This window comes from Pseudonocardia xinjiangensis (genome assembly GCF_012911925.1).
Classification (GTDB): domain Bacteria; phylum Actinomycetota; class Actinomycetes; order Mycobacteriales; family Pseudonocardiaceae; genus Pseudonocardia; species Pseudonocardia xinjiangensis.
The window spans coordinates 1-22669 of the sequence record NZ_JAAXKY010000092.1; the positions used below are offsets into that span (position 1 = coordinate 1).

16 protein-coding genes are annotated in these 22669 nt (G+C 73.3%); 10 read left to right on the plus strand and 6 right to left on the minus strand.

Annotated features, from left to right (window positions below):
- On the minus strand, window positions 1–791 hold a 791-nt coding region (locus HF577_RS24215), incomplete at its 3' end, for an SDR family NAD(P)-dependent oxidoreductase (protein ID WP_169398240.1).
- Between the two features lie 140 nt (window positions 792–931).
- Here HF577_RS24215 and HF577_RS24220 point away from each other — a divergent pair.
- Window positions 932–1456: a winged helix-turn-helix transcriptional regulator gene (locus HF577_RS24220; protein ID WP_169398241.1), complete on the plus strand. Its 525-nt coding sequence runs from the start codon at window positions 932–934 to the stop codon at window positions 1454–1456.
- Here HF577_RS24220 and HF577_RS24225 read toward each other — a convergent pair.
- Window positions 1436–2359 carry a proline dehydrogenase family protein gene (locus tag HF577_RS24225; RefSeq protein ID WP_169398242.1) on the minus strand — a complete coding sequence of 308 codons (924 nt, stop codon included), beginning with the start codon at window positions 2357–2359 and terminating at the stop codon, window positions 1436–1438. The genes HF577_RS24220 and HF577_RS24225 overlap by 21 nt on opposite strands.
- 94 nt (window positions 2360–2453) lie before the next feature.
- Here HF577_RS24225 and HF577_RS24230 point away from each other — a divergent pair, with 94 nt between their 5' ends.
- The 3 genes from HF577_RS24230 to HF577_RS24240 all read left to right on the plus strand — a co-directional run bounded on the left by HF577_RS24230 (window position 2454) and on the right by HF577_RS24240 (window position 8555).
- On the plus strand, window positions 2454–4133 hold the full coding sequence (locus HF577_RS24230) for a PucR family transcriptional regulator (RefSeq protein ID WP_169398243.1): 1680 nt from the start codon (window positions 2454–2456) through the stop codon (window positions 4131–4133).
- A gap of 62 nt (window positions 4134–4195) precedes the next feature.
- The gene (gene pruA, locus HF577_RS24235) at window positions 4196–5821 is read left to right on the plus strand and encodes an L-glutamate gamma-semialdehyde dehydrogenase (RefSeq protein WP_169398244.1); all 1626 of its coding nucleotides are present in this window, start codon (window positions 4196–4198) and stop codon (window positions 5819–5821) included.
- Between the two features lie 172 nt (window positions 5822–5993).
- Window positions 5994–8555: an MFS transporter gene (locus tag HF577_RS24240; protein WP_169398256.1), complete on the plus strand. Its 2562-nt coding sequence runs from the start codon at window positions 5994–5996 to the stop codon at window positions 8553–8555.
- On the opposite strand, the gene pdxR is transcribed toward HF577_RS24240, so the two are convergent.
- Window positions 8541–9917: a MocR-like pyridoxine biosynthesis transcription factor PdxR gene (gene pdxR, locus HF577_RS24245; protein WP_169398245.1), complete on the minus strand. Its 1377-nt coding sequence runs from the start codon at window positions 9915–9917 to the stop codon at window positions 8541–8543. The two genes, HF577_RS24240 and pdxR, sit on opposite strands and share 15 nt — an antisense overlap.
- A gap of 69 nt (window positions 9918–9986) precedes the next feature.
- Here pdxR and HF577_RS24250 point away from each other — a divergent pair, with 69 nt between their 5' ends.
- The 6 genes from HF577_RS24250 (at window position 9987) to HF577_RS24275 (ending at window position 16705) form a co-directional block, all read left to right on the plus strand.
- Window positions 9987–10631, plus strand: coding sequence for a pyridoxamine 5'-phosphate oxidase family protein (locus HF577_RS24250; RefSeq protein WP_169398246.1), 645 nt, complete (start codon window positions 9987–9989; stop codon window positions 10629–10631).
- A gap of 200 nt (window positions 10632–10831) precedes the next feature.
- Window positions 10832–12934, plus strand: coding sequence for a prolyl oligopeptidase family serine peptidase (locus tag HF577_RS24255; protein WP_169398247.1), 2103 nt, complete (start codon window positions 10832–10834; stop codon window positions 12932–12934).
- On the plus strand, window positions 12931–13947 hold the full coding sequence (locus tag HF577_RS24260; RefSeq protein ID WP_312859346.1) for a mechanosensitive ion channel family protein: 1017 nt from the start codon (window positions 12931–12933) through the stop codon (window positions 13945–13947). The genes HF577_RS24255 and HF577_RS24260 overlap by 4 nt, the downstream gene beginning before the upstream one ends.
- A gap of 25 nt (window positions 13948–13972) precedes the next feature.
- Window positions 13973–14365: a globin gene (locus HF577_RS24265; protein ID WP_211174759.1), complete on the plus strand. Its 393-nt coding sequence runs from the start codon at window positions 13973–13975 to the stop codon at window positions 14363–14365.
- Between the two features lie 57 nt (window positions 14366–14422).
- Window positions 14423–16000: a glycoside hydrolase family 13 protein gene (locus HF577_RS24270; protein ID WP_169398249.1), complete on the plus strand. Its 1578-nt coding sequence runs from the start codon at window positions 14423–14425 to the stop codon at window positions 15998–16000.
- A gap of 72 nt (window positions 16001–16072) precedes the next feature.
- Complete coding sequence (locus tag HF577_RS24275) at window positions 16073–16705, plus strand: LysE family translocator (RefSeq protein ID WP_211174761.1); 633 nt, start codon at window positions 16073–16075, stop codon at window positions 16703–16705.
- A gap of 6 nt (window positions 16706–16711) precedes the next feature.
- Here the strand turns inward: HF577_RS24275 and HF577_RS24280 are convergent, their stop codons facing one another.
- The 3 genes from HF577_RS24280 to HF577_RS24290 form a co-directional block, all read right to left on the minus strand.
- Window positions 16712–17350, minus strand: a complete 639-nt coding sequence (locus HF577_RS24280; protein ID WP_169398250.1) for a hypothetical protein — start codon at window positions 17348–17350, stop codon at window positions 16712–16714.
- The gene (locus HF577_RS24285; protein WP_169398251.1) at window positions 17347–17763 is read right to left on the minus strand and encodes an acyl-CoA thioesterase; all 417 of its coding nucleotides are present in this window, start codon (window positions 17761–17763) and stop codon (window positions 17347–17349) included. Before HF577_RS24285 ends, HF577_RS24280 begins: the two co-directional genes overlap by 4 nt.
- Before the next feature lie 64 nt (window positions 17764–17827).
- On the minus strand, window positions 17828–22642 hold the full coding sequence (locus HF577_RS24290; RefSeq protein WP_169398252.1) for an NAD-glutamate dehydrogenase: 4815 nt from the start codon (window positions 22640–22642) through the stop codon (window positions 17828–17830).
- Window positions 22643–22669: the final 27 nt, after the last annotated feature.

Here is a 22669-nt window from a genome sequence, read left to right on the forward strand (position 1 = left end):
CGGCGGTAGCGCTCCGCGGGGACGTCGCGCGAGAGGATGGGCGCGAGGACGCCGCGAGCCTTCTCGTAGTCCTCCCAGCTGCCGATGTCGGCGAGCGAGGGGATGGTCACGACCTCGCCGGCGTCGAGCCCGGCCAGTGCGGCATCCACGGCCACCTCGGGAGACATGAGGTACTCGTCGGAGAACACGGAGATGTCGATCCCGGAGCCGTCCCAGAACTCGGTGCGCATCGCGCCGGGAACCACGACCTGGACCGTGACGCCGCTGCCGGCCAGTTCCTGCTGGAGCGCCTGGCTGAAGGTCAGCACGTAGCTCTTGGTGGCGCTGTAGACCGAGCTGACGGGCTGGTGCCAGAACGCCATCGCGGAGGAGACGTTCACGACCGTGCCGCGCCCGCGAGCGGTGAGACCGGCCAGCGCGGCGGTGGTCAGCCTGGTCGCGGCGATGACGTTGAGCGCGATCATCTGCTCGGTGGCGGCTGTGTCGAAGCCCGGGCTCGGCGCGAACACGGCCGCACCGGCCGCGTTGACGAGGAACTCGACCGACTCGTCCGTACGGAGCCACCCTTCGAGACGCTCCACGTCCTGCGAGGACGTCAGGTCCGCGACCAGGACCTCGGCGGTCACACCGGTCTGCCGCGCGATGCTGGCGGCGACGTCCTCGAGCCTGCCCTCGGCGCGGCCGACGAGGACGGGGACGTACCCCCGCTCGGCGAGCCTGAGGGCGTAGGCGGCGCCGAACGGCGAGGAGGCTCCCGTGACGATGGCGGTCTTCACTGCATTCGTGGTCATGATCCCGATCCCGTTTCGCTTCCGAGCTTCTGAGGCCGACGCGGGCCAATCTGGTTTGAATTTCAAACCACCGCCGGCAGCGCGGAACGCTATCACCGCATGGTTTGATTTACAAACCACTCTCGCCGTACGCTCGGTGCATGGCCGCTGAGCACATCGATCCGACCTCCCTGCCCGGCCGTCCCTGCGCGCTCGCGGCAGCGCTGGAACTGGTCGGCGACCGGTGGGCCCTGCTGGCGATGCGCGAGGTGTTCTTCGGCAACCACCAGTTCAACCAGATCGCCCGCAACACCGGCGCCCCTCGTGACCGCATCGCCGCACGCCTGAAGTCCTTGGTCGAGGCGGGGATCCTCGAACAGCGCCCCGGCGTCGACGGCTCCCGTCACCACGGCTATCACCTGACCGAGGCCGGCCGGGCGCTGGGCCCGGCGATACTGGCCCTGATGGACTGGGGCGACAAGTGGGTCGTCACCGAGCCCGCCATGCGCAAGATCCACGGCGACCACCCACTGGCGATCGCGATGGTCTGCGAGACCTGCGGCGAGCCGGCCGACGAGAGCCACATCACCCGGGAGATGGTCGCGCCCAACTGGAACCTGGCCGGACCTCTGGCGGTCCACGCGCACCCCAAGGGTGCGCGGCGTTCAGCCGCGGGTCAGGAGTGAACGCGCGAAGAACGCCAGGTTCGCGGGGCGTTCGCCGAGCCTGCGCATGAAGTAGCCGAACCACTCGGTGCCGTAGGGCAGGTAGACGCGCACCCGCAGCCCCTCGGCCGCGAGCTCCGACTGCGCGCGCGGGCGCACCCCGTACAGCATCTGGAGCTCGTAGCGCGCCGCCGAGCGGCCGTGGTGGCCGGCCAGGAAGCGGGCGATGTCGATCAGACGCGGGTCGTGGGTGGCCACCATCGGCAGGCCCTCCCCCGCCATCAGCACCTTCAGGCACCGCACGTACGAACGGTCCACCTCGGAACGGCTCGTGAACGCGACCGCGGCGGGCTCGTCGTAGGCGCCCTTGCACAGCCGCACCCGGGAGCCCGGTCCGGCGAGGTCGCGGCAGTCCGCCTCGGTCCGGCGCAGCTGGGCCTGGAGCACGGCGCCGACCCACGGGTGGTCGACGCGCAGGTCACGCACGATGCCCAGGGTGGAGTCGGTGGTGGTGTGGTCCTCCATGTCGACGGTGACGGTCGTGCCGGCCGCGGCTGCGGCCTCGCAGATCTGGCGCGCCGACTCGAGCGCGATCTTGTCGGCGTCCACCGGCAGGGCCTGGCCCAGCGCGGAGAGCTTGACCGACACCTCCACCCGGTCGGCGAGACCGCCGTCGGCCAGGCGCTGCAGCAGCAAACGGTAGGCGTCCACCGTCGCCTCGGCCCTGGCGCGGTCGGTGGTGTCCTCACCGAGGTGGTCCACCGTCACGAGCCGGTCGGTGGTGATCGCGCGGATCGCCGCGAGGGCGTCGTCCACGGTCGTGCCGGCCACGAAGCGGTTGACCAGCGGGTCGAACGGTCCGGCTTCCACAGCGGCGCGGACGGCCCGGGACCGGGCTGCGGCGAGCAGGACGTTCCGAATCATGCGCAGGACGGTAGGTGGCGTTTCCACCCCCGAGTCTTGTCCGATCAGCTAAGGTTCTGCCACTCCGCTCGTCCGAGCCGACGATGAGGCGCCCGTGGAGACCACCCTCCGGCAGGTCCTGGCCGCGGTCGGCGAGCCCCTGGTCGACGTGGTGGAGTCACCCGCGGGGCTCGACGTGCCCGTCACGGGTCTCACGATCGTCGACCCGGACGACGGGCCCGACCAGTACGCGGGGCAGCTCGTCCTGGTGATCGGGGCGCGCGGGCGCGACGCGGTGCCGATCGTCCGCAGCCTGGCCCGGGGCCGGGCCGCCGCCGTCGCCGTGAAGGCCGGTGACGCCGTCGACGAGCTCCGGGCCGCGGCGGTCGCCGCGGGGGTCCCGCTGCTGGTGGTGCGCCACGACGTCCGGTGGGAACGGCTGGAGTCGCTGGGCAGGGACGTGCTCGACGGGGGCGGCGGCACCACGGAGGACGGCCCGGGCGACCTGTTCTCCCTGGCGCAGACGGTCTCGCTGCTCACCAACGGCATCGTCAGCATCGAGGACACGGCGAGCCGGGTGCTCGCCTACTCCCGCTCCGACAGCGACGCGGCACAGGTCGACGAGCTGCGGCGGCTGTCCATCCTGGGCTGGCAGGGGCCGCCGGACTACCTGCGCATGCTGCGCGACTGGGGGGTGTTCGACCGGTTGCGCGGGGGCGAGGAGGTCGTGGAGGTCGACGAGCACGCCGACCTGGGCGTGCGCCGCAGGCTCGCCGTCGGCATCCACGCCGGGCAACGCCAGCTCGGGACGATCTGGGTGCAGGAGGGCGCGTCGCCGTTCGCCGAGCGGGCGGCCGACGTCCTGCTCGGGGCGGCGCGCGTGGCAGCGGGTCACCTGGTCCGGCGGCGCAGCCGGGAGGCGCCGGGCGCGCGCTGGAGCCGGGACCTGGTCGCCGGACTGCTCGACGGGCGCACCAACGCGGGCCTGGTCGCCGGCGTGTTCGGCCTCGACGAGCAGCGGCCCGCGCTCGTGGCGGCCTTCGCCGTCCGCGATCGCGGCCCGCTGCCGGCAGGTGACCGGGCCGTCGACCGGGCGACGCACGAGCTGAGCCTCGCCGAGCTCACCGACGTGGTCTCGGTGCATGCCGCCACCTACCGCCGGGCCGCGCTCACCGCCTCGCACGGCGCCCGGGTCTACGCCGTGCTGCCCGACGTCCCGCTGGAGGTGACGGAGCCGGCACTGCTCGCCATGTGCACCGAGGTGGCGGCGATGACGCTGCGGCGCACCGGCGTGCGCGTGCAGGCCGGGGTCGGGTCGGCGGTGGCGGGGCTCGCCGGAGCGGCGGCGTCGCGGCGGGAGGCCGACCGGGTGCTCGACGCGATGCCGGACGGTCCCGACGACCCGACGGTGGCCGCGTTCTCCGACCTGCGGGCCGAGGTGCTGCTCAACCAGGCGCTCGATCTGCTGCAGGCGAGCCCGGACCTGCGTGATCCCGCGGTCGCGCTGCTGGTCGGCTACGACCGCGACCACGGCACCGACCTCGTCGGATCCGTACTCGCCTGGCTCGACGCGATGGGGGACGTGCGGCTGGCGGCGCACCGGCTCACCGTGCACCCGAACACGCTGCGATACCGGGTACGGCGCGCGGTCGCCGTGGGCGCGCTGCGCCTGGACGACCCCCGCGCGCGGCTGATGCACCACCTGCACCTGCTCGCCGCCGTCCGCTCCGACGTCGTCCAGCGGCCTGACCCTGTCGGATCGGACAAGAGCCGGGCGCCATCGTCATCCGGTTGAACGACCCGCGCGGGCGTGCACCTTCCTAGGGTTCTGGGCACCTGACCCGGGGAGGCTCCACCATGGACGCGATCACCAGCACGCCGCCGCCGCGCAACGAGACCACGCGCGACTACGCCCCGGGCTCGCCGGAGCGGGCGAGCCTGCAGGCGGCGCTGGCCGAGTTGGGCGCACAGCACCACGACCTGACGGTCACGATCGACGGCCGGCAGTACATGCCGGGCGGTCCACGCGTCGACGTGGTCGCCCCGCACGACCACGGCCACGTCCTCGGCGCGTACGCCAACGCGGGCCACGAGGACGCCAAGGCGGCCGCCGAGGCCGCGCTCCGGGCCGCTCCCGCGTGGCGCGCGATGCCGTTCGACGACCGTGCCGCGGTGCTGCTGCGGGCCGCCGACCTGCTCTCGGGCCCGTGGCGCGACCGGCTCAACGCCGCCACGATGCTCGGCCAGTCGAAGACCGCGATCCAGGCGGAGGTCGACTCCGCCTGCGAGCTGGCCGACTTCTGGCGCTTCAACGTCCACTTCGCGCGCCAGATCCACGAGAACCAGCCGAACAGCGGGGCGGGGGCGTGGAACCGCATGGACTACCGCCCGCTGGAGGGCTTCGTCTACGCGATCACCCCGTTCAACTTCACCGCGATCGCCGGCAACCTGCCCACCGCGCCCGCGCTGATGGGCAACACGGTGATCTGGAAGCCCTCGCCGACCCAGGGTCTCGCCGCGCACCTGACGATGCGGCTGCTGGAGGAGGCCGGGATGCCACCGGGTGTGATCAACCTCCTCACCGGGGACGGGCGCGACATCTCCGAGGTGCTGCTCGCCGACCGCGCGCTCGCCGGCATCCACTTCACCGGCTCGTCCGCCACGTTCCAGCACCTGTGGCAGCAGGTCGGCGCCAACATCGGCGCCTACGCCACCTACCCGCGACTGGTCGGTGAGACCGGCGGCAAGGACTTCGTCGTCGCCCACCCGTCGGCCGACGTCGACGTGCTGCGCACCGCGCTCGTCCGCGGGGCGTTCGAGTACCAGGGGCAGAAGTGCTCCGCGGCGTCGCGCGCGTTCGTCCCGCGCTCGGTCTGGGCCCGGCTGCGCGACAACCTCGTCGACGAGGTGGAGGCGCTGCCGATGGGTGACGTCACCGACTTCCGCAACTTCCTCGGGGCCGTGATCGACCGGCGAGCCTTCGACAAGGTGTCGACGGCGCTGCAGGCGGCGCACTCCGACCCGGCGCTCGAGGTCGTCGCCGGGGGCACGGCCGACGACGCGACCGGGTACTTCGTCCGGCCGACGGTCGTGGTCGGCTCCGACCACGACCACGAGGTGTTCCGCACCGAGTACTTCGGCCCGCTGCTCGCGGTGCACGTCTATGACGACGGCGACTTCGAGCAGGTGCTGACCCACGTCGACAACGGGGCGCCGTACGGCCTCACCGGCTCGGTGGTCGCGCGGGACCGCGCCGCCGTCGTGCGCGCCACGGAGGCACTCCGGTTCGCGGCGGGCAACTTCTACGTCAACGACAAACCGACCGGTGCCGTCGTCGGCCAGCAGCCCTTCGGCGGCGGGCGCGCGTCGGGCACGAACGACAAGGCGGGGTCGATCTACAACCTGTTGCGCTGGGTGAGCCCGCGCACCATCAAGGAGACGTTCGTCCCGCCGACGACCACGGGGTACCCGCACCAGGGCTGACACCCGTTTTACCCCGCTGGAACATGGCCGCCCGCCAATGTGTTTAGCATGGGACAAGTAATTGCTCATGTGCCCTGGCGGGAGTGGTGACGTGGAAGCGGCAGTCGAGGAGCGCGGACCGGCGGGAAGGCCGTCGGACGCGGAGCCGGACTCCGGCTACAAGTGGATCGCCATGTCCAACACGACCCTCGGCCTGCTCATGGCCACGATCAACTCGTCGATCGTGCTGATCGCACTGCCCGACATCTTCCGCGGCATCGGCCTCGACCCGCTGGCCCCCGGCAACACCAGCTACCTGCTGTGGATGATCATGGGCTTCCTGGTCGTCACGGCGGTGCTGGTCGTGGGCTTCGGCCGGCTCGGGGACATGTACGGCCGCGTGCGGATGTACAACATCGGGTTCGCGATCTTCACGATCGCCTCGGTGTTCCTCGCGATCACGTGGCAGAGCGGCGGCGCGGGCGCGCTCTGGCTCATCGGCTGGCGCGTCGTGCAGGGCATCGGGGGCGCGTTCCTGTTCGCCAACTCGAGCGCGATCCTCACCGATGCGTTTCCCGTGCACCAGCGCGGCCTCGCGCTCGGCATCAACGGTGTCGCGGCCATCGCCGGCTCGTTCATCGGCCTGGTCCTCGGCGGCGTGCTCGCACCGGTGAACTGGCACCTGGTGTTCCTCGTGTCGGTGCCGTTCGGCGTCTTCGGCACGTTCTGGGCCTACGCCAAGCTCCGCGACACCAGCGTCCGCACGCCGGCGAAGATGGACTGGTGGGGCAACATCACCTTCGCGGTCGGCCTGGTCGCGCTGCTGGTGGGCATCACGTACGGCATCCAGCCCTACGGCACCCACGTCATGGGCTGGACCAGCCCCCTCGTGCTCACCTGCATCATCGGCGGGATCGTCGTGCTGGTGCTGTTCGGGATCATCGAGAAGCGGGTGGCGAGCCCGCTGTTCACCCTGTCGCTGTTCAGGATCCGGCGCTTCACGTACGGCAACGCCGCCAACCTCCTGGCGTCGCTGGGCCGGGGTGGGCTGCAGTTCGTCCTGATCATCTGGCTGCAGGGCATCTGGCTGCCGCAGCACGGCTACAGCTTCGAGCAGACCCCGCTGTGGGCAGGCATCTACATGCTGCCCCTGACGGTCGGCTTCCTCCTCTCCGCGCCGGTGTCGGGAGTGCTGGCCGACCGGTGGGGCGGGCGCGGGCTGGCCACCGTCGGCATGGTCATCTCGGCGCTGAGCTTCGTGCTGCTGCTGATCCTGCCGATCAACTTCCCCTACCCCGCCTTCGCCGCGATCCTGCTGGTCAACGGGGTGGGCATGGGCCTGTTCACCTCGCCCAACCGGGCCGACGTCATGAACAGCCTCCCCGCCGGATCGCGGGGCGCGGGCGCCGGGATGACCGCGACCTTCCAGAACTCGGCCATCGTGCTGTCCATCGGCCTGTTCTTCGGCCTGATGATCCTGGGGCTCTCTGAGCACCTCCCGTCCGTGCTGCAGGCGGGGCTGCTGCAGCACGGGGTGCCCGCGGCCGACGCGAGCCGGATCGCCGCGCTGCCGCCGGTGGCCGTGCTGTTCGCCGCATTCCTCGGCTACAACCCGGTGCAGCAGCTGCTCGGCGGGGTGCTGACCACGTTGCCGCCCGACCAGGCCGCCTTCCTGACCGGCCGCAGCTTCTTCCCGGATCTCATCTCCGGGCCGTTCGCGGAAGGTCTTGCTGTCGCCTTCTGGTTCGCGGTCGGCGCGAGCCTCCTCGCCGCACTCGCCTCGTGGCTCACCGGAGGGCGGGGCGCGACGGACCGGGCGTCCTCGGTGGGCGCGGAGCTCGCCGCGGTCGGTGGCGAGGCGGGGTCCGGCCCGAGCGAGCTCGTCGAGGACATTTCCTTCGAGCCCGAGCCCGTCGCCTCGGCGCCGACGGGGGCCCCGGCACCGCGGGTACCGGCGCCGGCCGCAGGCGAGATCCTCGGTGAGGTCCGCACAGCCGCGGGCAGCGCGGTCCCCGACGGGGTCGTCACCGTGACCGACGCGAACGGGCGCCAGGTGGCGCGCGCCGGCGTCGACCAGGACGGCCGGTTCTCCCTGCGGGGGCTGCCGCCCGGCTCGTACATGGCCGTGGCCACCTCCCCCGGCTTCCGCCCGGACGTGACGTCGATCGTCCTCAACGGGGCGGGCACCGTGCACCACTTCGCCCTGCGCGGCGACGGCACCGTCACCGGCACCGTGCGAGCGGCCCGCACCGGCGTCCCGCTCGCCGGCGCCATGGCGCTGGCCACCGACGGGTCCGGCCGCGTCGTGGGGAGCACTCGCACCGGCGAGGACGGCACGTTCACGCTCGCCGGAGTGCCCGCCGGCCGCACCACCGTCACGGCGAACCTTCCCGGGCACCTCCCCGGCGCGGCGGCGGTGCAGGTCGCCGCGGACGTGCCCACGATGGTCGAGGTCCTGCTGCAGTCCACGATCGCGGGTGTCACCGGCAGGGTGACCGGAGCCGACGGCGCACCGCAGGCGTCCGCCACGGTCGCCGTGAGCGGAGCCGACGGCGAGGCGGTGGCCGCCGCCACGACCGGACCGGACGGGACGTTCGAGATCTCCGGTCTGGAGCCCGGCCACTACACGGTGGTGGCCACGATGCAGAGCGCGGTGCGGGTGCAGCTGCCCGCGGGAGAGCGGTCGAGGGTCGATCTGCACCTCGGCGACACCGCCGCCGCGCCCGAGGTGGGCGCCGGCTCAGCGCGCTCCTAGCGCGAGGACGTCACGGGCCACCGCGAGGCCGCGCTCCAGCTCGGCCCGCGGTGGCTTCGCGTATCCGAGGACCAGCCCCGACCGTCCGGGCCGGCCTGCATGGTGACGGGCCAGACCGTCCAGGTCGACGCCACGGGCCGCCGCGGCGTCGATGACGGTCCGCTCGGCAGCGGCGTCCGGCAGCGGGACGAGCACGTGGGCCCCCGCGGCGTCACCCTCCAGGAGGTGGCCTGCTGCGTGCACCGCAGCGGCCACCGCCGCCCGTCGCTCGGCCAGCTCACGACGCAGCCGGCGCAGGTGCCGGGCCAGGTCACCGTGCGCGGCGAAGGCCACGAACACCCGCTGACCGGCCCGGACGGGGCGCATGCCGGTGCGGTCACGCAGACCGAGGACCGCGGCACGCACAGCAGGGGGAGCCACCAGCCACCCCGCCCCGAGGGTCGGCGTGAGCAGCTTGCTCGTGGTCCCCAGGTGCGCCACGACGTCCGGGCCCAGCGCGGCGAGCAGGGGCAGCGGGGCGACGTCGTAGCGCAGCTCGCCGTCGTAGTCGTCCTCGATCACGAGGAACCCGTCCGTGCGGGCGCGCTCCACCAGCGCCAGTCGGCGTGCCGCCGAGAGCCGGGCGCCCAGCGGGTACTGGTGCGCCGGAGTGCAGTACACCGCCGCGAGCCCGGGCGGGAGGGCCTCCACCACGAGGCCGGCCGCGTCCACCGGGACGGGCAGCACGGTGAGCCCGGCGGCCTGCAACGCGGCGACCGCCCGCTGGTACCCCGGCTCCTCCACGGCCACGCGCGCTCCGGCGGGCAGGGTGCGCGCCAGTTCGGCGACGGCGGCGGTGCTGCCGCCGGTGGCGAGCACCTGCGCGGGATCGGCGGCCAGCCCGCGGTGCCGGAGCAGGTGCTCCACCACGGCCGCCCGGAACGCCGGAAGCCCGACGGGGTCGGGCCCCACGTCCGGCGCCGGGTCGGCGGCGGCCCGCCAGGCCCGGCGCCACGCGGCCCGGTCGAGAGCTTCGAGACACGGGGTGCCCGGCCGCAGCGAGACCACCCCGGACCGGCGTCTCCCGGCCGGGGGAGGCGGGGTGGCCGGGCGCGGGTGGGCCGGAGGTCCGGCAGGTGCGCCGACGACGAACGTGCCCGCCCCGCGCCGTCCGACCGCCCAGCCCTCGGCGAGCAGCTGGTCGTAGGCCGCCGCGGTGACCGTGCGGCTCACGCCGAGGGTGGCGGCCAGCTCGCGGGTGGAGGGCAGGCGGTCCCCCGCCCGCAGGGTGCCCCCGGCGGTGACGGCCCGCAACGCGTCGGCGAGCTGCACCGCGAGCGGCCGGTCGGCGTTCCGGTCGAGGTGAAGCGGCGGCAGCTCCATGAGTGGCCTTCCGAACTCGGGCGGGATTGGCCCTGCCACGATGCCACTGGCCGTCCCACGATAGGGGATGTGAGCCTCTCCCCCACCCCCCGCAGCACCATCACACGACTTCGTGAGCGGGCACGCAGCGCGCAGGGCGACCTGTACGCGGTGCTCGACGCCGGGCTGGTGTGCCACCTCGGTCTGGTCCGCGACGGCGCACCGGTGGTGCTGCCCACCGGCTACGGGCGGATCGACGACACGGTCTACGTGCACGGATCAACCGGGGCCGGCTACCTGCGCATCGCCGACGGCGCCCCGATCTGCCTGACGGTGACCCATCTCGACGGCGTCGTCTACGCCCGTTCAGTGTTCCACCACTCGATGAACTACCGCAGCGCGGTGGTGCACGGCACCGCCCGGGCCGTCACCGATCCCGCCGAACGGCTCGCCGCGCTGCGCGCGATCGTCGAGCAGCTCTCCCCTGGTTCCTGGGAGCACGCCCGGCAGCCGACGCCCCGCGAGCTGGCCGCCACCGCGGTGTTCGGCATCGACCTCGCCGAAGCCAGCGTCAAGGTGCGCACCGGGCCGCCCGGCGACGACGAGGAGGACATCGCCACGGGCGGCCGGTGGGCGGGCGTGCTGCCGGTGCGCACGGTCTTCGGAGCACCCGAACCGTGCCCGACGCTCCCCCCGGTCGACGTCCCCGCACCGGAGCACGTCGGCGCCCGCTGAGGGCACCGAGGGCACTGAGAAAGCGGGCGACTCGCCCTCCCGTAACGGGCGACTCGCGGGGCCCCCCGCGAGTCGCCCGGTTCCGGCGCGCGAGTCGCCCGACTCCCGCGGCGCCCCTGACGACGGTCGTTCGATCGGCGCCCGGCTGCGGTCCGGAGGGGGCGGGGGACACTGATCCCGGTGACGTAACCTCGGCCCGCGTGGACGCTCCCCGCCCCTATCCCGACGCCGAGCGGCTGGACCTCGTCGAGGACCTGCACGGGCACCGAGTCGCCGACCCGTACCGCTGGCTGGAAGACCCCGAGGACCCCCGGACGCAGACCTGGTCAGCCGCCCAGGACGCCCTGACCGAGCACCATCTCGAGGCCCTCCCCGGCCGCCACGCCCTCGCCTCGACCCTGACCGACCTCCTCTCGGCAGGATCCGTGTCGGCGCCGCTGTGGCGGGCCGGCCGGTCGTTCTCCACCCGCCGCGAGCCCGGTCAGGAGCACGCGGTGCTCCACGTCCGGGAGGCCGACGGCACCGAGCGGGTGCTGCTCGACCCGACGACGCTCGACCCGACCGGCCTCACCACCCTCGACAGCTGGGTGCCCGACCTCGAGGGCAGGCAGCTGGCCTACCAGCTCTCCAGCGGCGGCGACGAGCACTCGGTGCTGCACGTGCTCGACGTCGACACCGGCGAGGACGTCGAGCCGCCGATCGACCGCTGCCGCTACTCCGACGTGGCGTGGCTGCCCGGGGGCGACGAGTTCGTCTTCGTCCGGATGGTCGACGAGGACGAGGCGCCCGACGGCGAGCAGGCCTTCCACCGGCGCGTATGGCGCCACCGGGTGGGCACGCCCACGGAGTCCGACGAGCTGGTCGACGGCCCCGGGCTCTACGAGGAGCACACCTACTACGGCGTGCGCGTCTCCCGGGACGGGACCTGGCTCGTCGTCACCGGCAACGTCGGGACGGCGCGGCGCGACAGCGTCTGGATCGCGGAGCTCGGGGAGAAGACCGGCCCCCTGACGCCGGTGCTCACGCAGCACGACGACGTGCAGTGCCACGCCTGGGTCGACCGCGACGGGCTGCTGTACGTGCACACCACCGACGGGGCGCCGCGCTGGCGGCTGGCCGTCACCGACCCGCGTACGCCCGGTCGGGAGCACTGGCGCGAGCTGGTCGGTGAGGACCCGCAGTCAGTACTGCAGGCGGTGCGGCGGCTGGAGCCGGACGTGGGCGGGGGCGACCCGCTGCTGGTGCTGGCCCGGGCCCGGCACGCCGTGGCCGAACTGGCGCTGCACGCCGCCGACGGAGCACCGCTGAGCACCGTGCCGCTGCCCGGCACCGGTTCGCTCACCGGCCTCTCCGTCGCCGACCGGGACACACCGGAGCAGGCGGGACGCGTCTGGTTCGGCTGGACGGACCTGGTCACCCCGCCGCAGGTGCACCGCTTCGACCTCGCCACCGGCGAGAGCGTCCTCGAGACCGCCGCCCCCGGCGCGGTCACCGTGCCTGCGGTGCGCACCGAGCACCGCACGTTCACCTCTGCGGACGGCCAGACCGTGCGGATGTTCGTGATCACCCCGGAGGGACCCGCCCGCGCCCGGCCCGCGCTGGTCACGGGCTACGGCGGGTTCGGGATCAGCCGCGAGCCCGCCTACAGCGCACAGGCGCTGGCCTGGGTGGCGGCCGGTGGGGTGTACGCGCTGGTCTCGCTGCGCGGAGGCGGCGAGGAGGGCGAGGACTGGCACGTCGCCGGCAACCGGGCGAACAAGCAGAACGTGTTCGACGACCTGCACGCCGCCGCCTCCGCACTGATCGACGCGGGCGACACCACGGCCGCCTCGCTGGCGATCATGGGTGGCTCGAACGGCGGTCTGCTCGTCGGGGCCGCCCTCACCCAGCGTCCCGAGCTCTACCGGGCCGTGGTCTGCTCCGCCCCGCTGCTCGACATGGTGCGGTACGAGGAGTTCTCGCTCGGCCGCACCTGGAACGACGAGTACGGCACCGCCGCCGACCCGCAGGAGCTGGGCTGGCTGCTGTCCTACTCGCCCTACCACCACGTGCGGCCGGGCGTCGACTACCCGGCGGTGCTGTTCACGGTGTTCGAGTCCGACACCCGGGTCGATCCGCTGCACGCGCGGAAGATGTGTGCCGCGCTGCAGCACGACACCGTGGGCGACCCGCAGACCCGCCCGGTCCTGATCCGCCGGGAGACCGACGTCGGGCACGGCGCGCGGTCCGTCTCGCGCACCGTGGCGCTCGCCACCGACCAACTCGCCTTCCTTGCCGCGCACACCGGACTGGAGCTTTCGTGACCGTGCTCGCGACGATCCCCGACGGCATCTTCGGGGAGAACCTGCTGCCCGTGCGCCCGGCCTGCGCCGACGACGCCGGCTCCTGGTGCGCGGCGATCTACCGGCTCACCAACAACGACTTCCTCTCCCGGTCCGCCGACACGGTGGTCACCGCGACGCTGCACGTCGCGCTGATCATCGTGCTGGCGTGCACCGCCCGGTTCCTGCTCCACCGGGCCATCAACCAGGTCGTCGACGGCGCCACCAACTCCCGGATCACCCGGCTCGTCGGGAGGGCGCCGCGGCGGCTGCGGACGGGCGACAACGGCGGCCCGGTGTCGCAGCGGCGGGCGCAGCGCGCCCGCACGATCGGGTCGGTGCTGCGCTCGCTCAGCTCCGCGGTGGTGCTGCTGATCGGCTCGATCATGGTGCTGGCCGAGTTCGGGGTGGCGCTGGGACCGATCCTGGCCTCGGCCGGCATCGTGGGCGTGGCGGTCGGCTTCGGCGCGCAGAACCTCGTCCGCGACTTCCTGTCGGGAGTGTTCATGCTGCTGGAGGACCAGTACGGCGTCGGCGACATCGTCGACCTGGGCGAGGCCAGCGGTGTGGTCGAGTCGGTGGGGCTGCGCATCACGACGGTCCGCGACGTCAACGGCACGGTCTGGTACGTGCGCAACGGCGAGATCCTGCGGGTCGGGAACAAGAGCCAGGGCTACGCGGTCGCCGTCATCGACCTCCCGCTCGCCCACAGCGCCGACATCGCCGAGGCCACCGAGGTCGTCGCCGACACCGCCAGGGAACGGGTGGCGAGCACGGACGTGGCCGACGCCGTGCTGGAGGCACCGGAGGTGCTGGGCATCGAGCGGGTGGGGCCGGAGGGCGTCACGCTGCGGATGACGGTGAAGGTCAAGCCGGGCCAGCAGTTCGCCGTGCAGCGCGCCCTCAACGCGGCCATCGCCGACGCGCTCGACGACGCCGGCGTGCCCCGCCCCGGTCTGCTGCCCGCGCCGATCCCGCGCCCGACGGTGCCCTGAGCCGTCGCCCGCGCGGCAGGGAATGATGGGCACTGTGACCGATCCCCAGAACTTCTACGCCGAAGTCGGCGGAGCACCGGTCTTCGACAAGATCGTGTCTCGCTTCTACGAGCAGGTCCGCGAGGACGAGGTGCTCCGCCCGCTCTACCCGGAGGAGGACCTCGGCCCGGCCGAGGTCCGGCTGCGGATGTTCCTCGAGCAGTACTGGGGCGGGCCGCGCACCTACTCCGACCAGCGCGGGCATCCGCGGCTGCGGATGCGGCACGCGCCGTTCAAGGTCGGGCCGATCGAGCGGGACGCGTGGCTGCGCTGCATGCGCGTGGCCGTCGACGAGGCGGGACTGGACGACGCGCACCGCGCGCAGCTGTGGCAGTACCTGACATACGCCGCCGCGAGCATGGTGAACAGCGACTTCTGATCGAAGGACAGGCGGCGATTCGTCCCCTTGTCGTCCGGGGTTTGGCAAGATCTCCCCGTGCAGTGGTGGCGGGACGCCGTGGTGTACCAGATCTACGTCCGGTCGTTCTCCGACTCGGACGGCGATGGCGTGGGCGACCTCGAGGGCGTCCGGTCGCGGCTGGGCTATCTGGAGCTGCTCGGGGTCGACGCCCTCCGGCTCACGCCGTTCTACACCTCGCCCATGGTCGACCACGGCTACGACGTGGCCGACCCCAGGAACGTCGATCACGTCTTCGGCGGCCTGGACACCTTCGACGGGCTCGTCACCGACGCCCACGAGCACGGGCTGCGCGTCACGATCGACCTGGTGCCCAACCACACGTCCAGCGAGCACGAGTGGTTCCGCGCGGCGCTCGACTCCGCCCCGGGCAGCCCCGAGCGGGCGCGCTACCACTTCCGGCCCGGCCGCGGACCGCACGGCGAAGAGCCGCCGAACAACTGGACCAGCGTCTTCGGCGCCCCCGCGTGGACGCGGGTGCAGGACATCGACGACGCCGGCGAGTGGGGTCCCGGGGAGTGGTACCTGCATCTCCGCGCCCCCGACCAACCCGATCTCAACTGGACCAACCCCGAGGTGTGGGCCGACACGGAGAAGACGCTGCGCTTCTGGCTGGACCGCGGTGTCGACGGCTTCCACATCGACACCGCACTCGGCATGAGCAAGCCGGACGGGCTGCCGGACAGCCCCGAGGACCTGCCCGGCGCCGACGTGTCGACGGCGGCCCTCGACGACGACCCCCGGTTCGACCACGACGGCGTGCACGACGTCCACCGCATGATCCGTGCGGTGCTCGACCACTACCCGGGGCGGGTGGTGGCCGGAGAGGTCCGCCTGCGCGACGTCGAGCGGTTCGCCCACTACCTGCGCCCCGATGAGCTGCACCTCGGCGTCGACGTCCGGCTCATGCACGCCCCGTTCGACGCCGACGCCGTCCGGGAGGCGATCGAGAGCTCGCTGGCCGCCGTCGAGAAGGTGGGCGCACCGCCGACGTGGACGCTGTCCACCCATGACGTGCCCCGCCCGGTCACCCGCTACGGCCGGGGTCCGGTCGGATGTGCGAGGGCGCGGGCGATGGCGCTCGTCGAGCTCGCGCTGCCGGGCGCGGTGTGCCTGTACAACGGCGAGGAGCTCGGCCTGCCCGACGTGGAGCTGCCCGACGCCGTGCTGCAGGACCCGATCTGGGAACACTCGGGCCGCACCGAGCGCGGGCGCGACGCCTGCCGGGTGCCGATGCCCTGGGAGGGTGGCGCGCCCGGTTTCGGGTTCACCAGCGGCGAGCCGTGGCTGCCGATGCCGCCCGAGTACGGCGAGCTCACCGCCGCCGACCAGCTGGAGGACACCGCGTCCACGCTGTCCCTGATCCGCCGGGCGGTGGAGCTGCGCAAGACCCACCCCGGCTTCCGCGGCAGCAGTGTCGAGTGGTTCGGGGCACCCGCGGGCTGCCTCGCGTTCCGTCGAGCCGGTTCCACCCTCGTGTGCGCGCTCAACGCCTCCGCCGAAGCCGTGCCGCTCCCGCCGGGCGACGTGCTGCTGGCCAGCGGGCAGCTCCAGGGCAACCTGCTGCCGCCGGACACGGCGGCCTGGCTGACCTGACCGGGTCCTGACCGGCGTGATGCCCGCGACAGCTGTCGCATTCCGGCGCCGGCACCGACCTACCATCCGGACGTGCTCCACGAACTGGCGGTGTTCCTCGGCACCTGTCTGCTCCTCGCGATGGTTCCCGGTCCGGGAGCAGCGGTGATCCTGCGCCAGGCGATGCGCGACGGCCGCCGGTCCGCGTTCATGACGATGCTGGGCAACGAGACGGCGCTCGTGCTCTGGGGCCTGGCCGCCACCGCCGGCCTCACCGCGCTGATCACGGCGTCCGAGGTCGCGTACAGCGTGCTGCGGGTGGTCGGCGCCGTGGTGCTGATCGTGCTCGGGGCCCAGGCGCTGCGCACGTCGTGGCGCGGCGGGTCCACGTTCGAGCAGCCCGAGGCCACCGCCGGCACCGGACCGTCGGGGTGGCAGTCCTACCGCACCGGTGTGATCGCCAACCTCACCAACCCGAAGGCGGCGGTCTTCGCCCTGTCCTTCCTCCCCCAGTTCGTTCCCGCCGGCTTCTCGGTGCCCGCCACCCTCCCCCTGCTGGCCGTGCTGTGGGGGGTGGTCGACGCCATCTGGTTCACGCTGGTCATCTGGTTCATCGGCCGGTCGAAGGAGATCTTCGCGCGCTCGTCGGTACGGCGGCGCCTGACCCAGCTGTCGGGCGTCGTGCTCATCGGGCTCGGCCTGCGGCTCGCCCTCGACAGCCAGTGACCGTGGTCAGGCGAGCAGGAGCGGGAGGGCCGTGACGCGGCGGCGGACCACGGCGCCGTAGCGGGCGTCGAGCCGCATCCAGCTGCCGGTCGCCGACACCCGCACCGCGCTACCCGCCTCGTCCCCACCCGTGTCACCGAGGAACCCCATCCCGGAGAGCGCGAACAGGCAGCGCAACGGGATGCGGACCGGCGGCCCCGACCCGGCGGTGACGGTGAGGACGGTCTGGTCCAGCAGCGACGCCGGCGGGCCCAGCGGCCCGGCGTTCTCCCTCGCGAGCACGAGCCCGCGCTCGGTGAGGCCTTCGAGCTCAGCGGCCGGAACGTCGTCGACGGTGGTCCAGCCCTCGTCCGGGGGCAGCTCGCCCTGCCAGAGCCCACCCGCGCCCGGGTCGACCGTCTCGGCGCGTTCCACCGTCAGCGCCGTGAGCAACCCGGCGGCGGGCACCGTGACGTCGGCTGGTTCGAGCACGCCGTGCACCGTCCGCGAGGCCAGCACGTCGAACGGCGTGGACGCCCAGGCCGTGACGGTGCCCCGGCTCGCGCGCAGCCGCACCGTGGCCATCTGGTCGAGCCGCACCACCCGCGCCACGAAGGCGCCGAGGTCGCCCCGCTCGTCGGCGTCGGGCACCGTGAGCGCGGTCATGCCGACCACCTCTCCAGGAAGCCACGCTCGTCGTCGCCCAGCCGTCGCGGCCGCTGCGCGTCGAGGTCGTAGGTGGCCATGCGCGTCCAGGCCACGACGGCCACCGGGTCGTCCTCCGCCGGCCCGTCGTGCATCTCGTAGCAGATCCGGAACGACGCCGCGCGCACCTCGTCCACCCACATCCCCACGCGCAACGGGTGCGGCCGGTACGGGATCTGCCGCCGGTAGTCGACGTTCAGCCCCGCGACGAGCAGCCCGTGGGTGAAGCCGTGGAGCCCCTCGGCCGCGGCGGTGTCGAAGAACAGGTCGATCCGGGCCTCCTCCAGCAACGTCACCGCGCGGGCGTGGTTGAGATGCCGGTAGGAGTCCTGATCGGTCCAGCGCAGGGGCACCTGCGTGACGAAGCGAGCCACATCGCCCACCCTCTCAGCACCGGGCCGGTGGCCGGGCACCGAGGGTGCCCGGCCATCCGGCACGTCAGCGCGCGAGCCCCCGGAGCTGCCGCGAGATCACCGACAGGGTGGCAAGGTCGAGCTGGCCCGCCGTACCCACCTCGTGCAGTGCGGCCCGGGCCCGCACCAGCCGGGAGGCGTTCGCCTTCTCCCACTGCACGATGGCCGCGTCCACCGGGGTGCCCGGCGCGGCCTCCCGCAGGGCGTCGAGGGTGATCGCCCGCAGCGACCCGTACAGGTCGTCGCGCAGCGCCAGGCGGGCCAGCGCGTGCCAGCGGTCGCCGCGTTCCAGCGCACTGACCGACGTCAGGGCCACGTCGATGCCCAGGTGCTCGGACAGGCCGTAGTAGAGCGCCGCCACCTCGCGGGGCTCGCGCGGCTCGCGGTCGCGCTCGGACAGCTCGGTCAGCTCGACGACGTCCAGCAGCCCGAACCCGTACATCAGCGCCCCGGCCCGCATGGCGCAGCCCTCGTCCACCCCGGAGGACCGCAGCTCCGCCGACAGCGTCTCGACGGTGGCGAGCTCGCGGCCGCGCAGCAGCGTCGGCAGCTCGGCACGCAGCTCGCGGACCGTGGCGGCGAAGCGCGCGGTCTCGGCGCCGACGGCCAGTGGCTGCGGCCGGTTGGTGAGGAACCAGCGTGACACGCGGTCGAGCAGCCGCCGCGTCTCCAGCACGATCTGGTCGGACACCGCCGTGGGGATCCGCGGGTCGCGCACGTCCTCCCACAGCTGGGGCAGGTCGAACACCGCGGTGGTCACGGCGTAGGCCCGCGCCGCGTCGGCCGGCCCCGCGGAGAGCTCCTCCCCCAACCGGAACGCGTACGTCATCCCGGCGCCGTCCACCATCTCGTTGACCAGCTGGGTGGTCACGATCTCCCGGCGCAGCGGGTGCCCGGCGATCGCCGCGGGGAAGCGTTCGCGCAGCGGCCGGGGGAAGTACTCCGGCAACCGAGCGGTGAAGGTGGAGCTGTCGGGCAGGTCGGTGGCCAGCACCTGGGTGGTGAGGTCGAGCTTGGTGTGCGCCAGGAGCGTGGCGAGCTCCGGGCTGGTCAGGCCCGCCCCCGCGGCCTCGAGGGCGGCGAAGCCCTTCTTGTCGGGCAGCACCTCGAGCTTCCGGTCCAGCCCGTGGCGCGCGACGAGGTCGGTGGTGAGCCTGCCGTGCACGTTCACCATCGACGCCGCGTGCGCCCGGGCGATGCCCAGCACCACGTTCTGGTCGCGGTTGTCGTCCAGCACGAGGTCGGACACCTCGTCGGTCATCTCGACGAGCAGCGCGTTGCGTCCGGTGCGGTCCAGCTCGCCTGCGGCCACGAGCCGGTCGAGCAGGATCTTGATGTTGACCTCGTGGTCGGAGCAGTCGACACCCGCCGAGTTGTCGATCGCGTCGGTGTTGATCTTCCCGCCGCGGCGGGCGAACTCAATGCGCCCACGCTGGGTCAGGCCGAGGTTGCCGCCCTCGCCCACCACCTTCACCCGCAGCTCGGAGCCGTCCGCCCGCACGACGTCGTTCGCCTTGTCCCCCGCGTCGGCCTGGGACTCGTCCGACGCCTTGACGTAGGTGCCGATCCCGCCGTTCCACAGGAGGTCGGCCGGGGCGCGCAGGATCGCCGCGATCAGCTCCGGCGGGCTGAGCTTCGTGACGTCGCCGTCGATCCCCAGAGCGGCCCGGATCTCCGGCCCGACCGGCACGGACTTCGCCGTGCGGGGCCACACGCCGCCGCCCGGGCTGATCACCGAACGGTCGTAGTCGTCCCACGACGAGCGCGGCAGTGCGAACATCCGCTCCCGCTCGGCGAAGCTGCGCGCGGCGTCGGGCGCCGGGTCGACGAAGACGTGCCGGTGGTCGAACGCCGCGAGCAGCTGGATGTGGGGCGACAGCAACATCCCGTTGCCGAACACGTCGCCGGACATGTCGCCGATGCCGACGACCGTGAACTCCTGGCTCTGCGTGTCGATCCCCAGCTCACGGAAGTGGCGCTTGACGCTCTCCCACGCTCCCTTCGCCGTGATGCCCATCGCCTTGTGGTCGTAGCCGACGGAGCCGCCGGAGGCGAACGCGTCGCCCAGCCAGAAGTCGTAGGACGCGGCCACCTCGTTGGCGGTGTCGGAGAACCGCGCTGTGCCCTTGTCCGCCGCCACCACCAGGTAGGAGTCGTCCCCGTCGTGGCGGACCACTCCGGGCGGCGGCACCGTGACGCTCGGGCCGCCCTCCCGGGCGACCAGGTTGTCGGTGAGGTCGAGCAGGCCCGAGATGAACGTCCGGTAGCAGTACTCGACCTCGTCGGGACCGGCGTCGTCGCGGCGCACGATGAAGCCGCCCTTGGCCCCGACCGGCACGATCACCGCGTTCTTGACCGCCTGCGCCTTGACCAGCCCGAGGATCTCGGTGCGGTAGTCCTGCGGCCGGTCGGAGAAACGCAGGCCACCCCGCGCGACCGGCCCGAACCGGAGGTGCACGCCCTCCACCCGGGGCGAGTACACGAAGATCTCGAACTTCGGACGTGGCGCCGGCATGTCGGGCACCACGGCCGGGTCGATCTTGAAGGAGAAGAAGGGACGCTCGCGGAACCAGTTGGTGCGCAGGGTGGCGGTGATCATCCCCAGGTACGCGCGGAGAATGCGGTCGGCGTCCAGGCCCGTGACCGCGTCGATCAGCTGCCGCACCGCCACCAGCGCCGCCTGCATCTCCTGCTCGCGGTCCTCGACGGCCGGGTCGAACCGGGCCCGGAACAACGCGACGAGAGCGCGCGCGGCCGCGGGGTGCGCGAGCAGCGTGTTGGCCATGTACTGCGCCCCGTACGGCGCGCCGAGCTGGCGGGCGTAGCGGGCGTACGCGCGCAGCACCGCGACCTCCCGCCAGGGCAGCCCGGCCCGCAGCACGAGCGCGGAGAACCGGTCGGTCTCGACGTCCCCGCGCCAGGCGGCGCTGAACGCCGCGCAGAAACCCCGCTCGACGGCATCGTCGCTGCGCTCGGCCAGCGTGGCGTCGTCCACCCGGATGCCGAAGTCGTAGAGCCAGCAGCGCAGCCCGTCACCGCGGACGAACTCCGAGGGCCGCTCGTCGAGCACCTCCACACCGAGCTGCTGCAGCAGCGGCAGCACCGAGGTCAGCGTCGCGGGCGCCCCCGCGAGATAGAGGCTGAACCGCCGCTCGTCGGGCCCCGCCCCCGGGATCACCGCCGGGTAGAGCCGCACGTCGAACGCACCCGGACCGGCCAGTGCCGCGATCCGGCGCAGGTCCTCGACGGCGTGCTGGGGTGCAACGGCCGCCTTGTACGCCTCGGGCACGCCGGGCAGCAACGTCGTGAACCCGGCGCGGTCGGGCTGGGTCAGCAACCGGTCGTCCCAGGTGCGGGCGGCCTCGGTCAGCTCGTCCTGCAGCGCGACCACGTCGACGTCACCGAACCCGGACGCCGCCGCATCGGTGTGCACCGTGAAGTGCACGAGGGCGAGGTTCGACTCCGAGACGCGCGCGGTGTGGTCGACGCTCCGCCCGCCCAGCCCGCGCTGCAGCACGTCGGCCATCCGCAGGCGCGATGCGGTGGTGTAGCGGTCGCGGGGCAGATAGACCAGGCAGGAGATGAACCGGCGGTAGGGGTCGGGGCGCAGGAACAGCCGCACCGCCCGCCGGCCCGCGACGGCGAGCACACCCACCGCCGTGTCGTGCAGGCGCTGTTCGCTCGCGCTGAACAGCTCTTCCCGCGGCAGCTCGGAGATCACCTCGAGCATCTGCTGGCCGGAGTAGGAATCCAGCGGGAAGCCGGCCCGGCGGATCGCGTTGCGCACCCGCCGTTCGATCACCGGGATGTCGAGGACGTTCTCGTGCAGCGCGGCCACCGTCAGCGTGCCGAGGAACCGGTGCTCGCCGACGAGCCGCCCCTCGGCGTCGACGGTCCGCACGGCCAGGTAGTACGGGTGCACGGGACGCAGCGGGCTGAGCGCGTTGGCGCGGGTGAGGACCAGCAGGTCCGACGGCCGGTCCGCCGCGTCGACCTGCGGCGCGAACGCGGCGGTGACGCCGTTCTTGCCGCGCAGCACACCCAGCCCCGAGCCGGACTCGGCGCGCAGTTCGCCGCCCTCGTCCGGCGCCGTGTAGCAGCGGTAGCCGAGGAACGTGAAGTGGTCCTCCGCGAGCCAGCGCAGGAGCTCCGCGACGTCCGCGGGCCGGGTGCTGCCGGGCACGACGGGCTGCGAGGGGAGGGTGTCGGCCACCTCCCTCGCCTTGGCGACCATCGGCTCGGCGTCCTCCACGACCTCGCGCACGTCGCGCAGCACCCGGCCGAGCTCGCGCTCCAGTTCGGCGACGTCGACGGGGGCCGGGGTGAGGTCGAGCCGGATCCACGACTCCACGAGCGCGTCCGGAGGCGGGCCGGCCGGGTCGGCCGAGGTGAGGACCTCCGTCAGCTCGCCCGTGTCGGACCGGCGCACGACGACGATGGGGTGGATGAGCCGCGCGACGTCACCCCCCGCCCGGCCCACTCCGGCGAGCAGCGACTCCACGAGGAAGGGCATGTCGTCGGTGACGATCTCCACCACCGGCCCCAGCTGGCCGCCGGCGTCGCCCTCCGCCGAGGCGGGTTCAGGGTCGCGCACCTGGATCAGCGGCTCCCCCCTGGCTCGCAGGTGAGCGAGCTTCAGGTGGTCGCGGGCTGCGGCCTTCAGCATCGGGAGGTGGTCGCCCGTGACCCTCTCGAGGTCGGGGGCGTGGCGGGCGTAGAGCGCGCCCAGGTCGGTCAGCTCGGGGTCCGGCGCGGGAGTCTCATCCCGCTCACGGGTCCGGCTCGTCACAGTGCAACTCCGGGGATAGACGGCGGCCAGGTCATTCGGGCCGGTCACCATGGACGGTTCTCGTCGGCGACCCGGCCA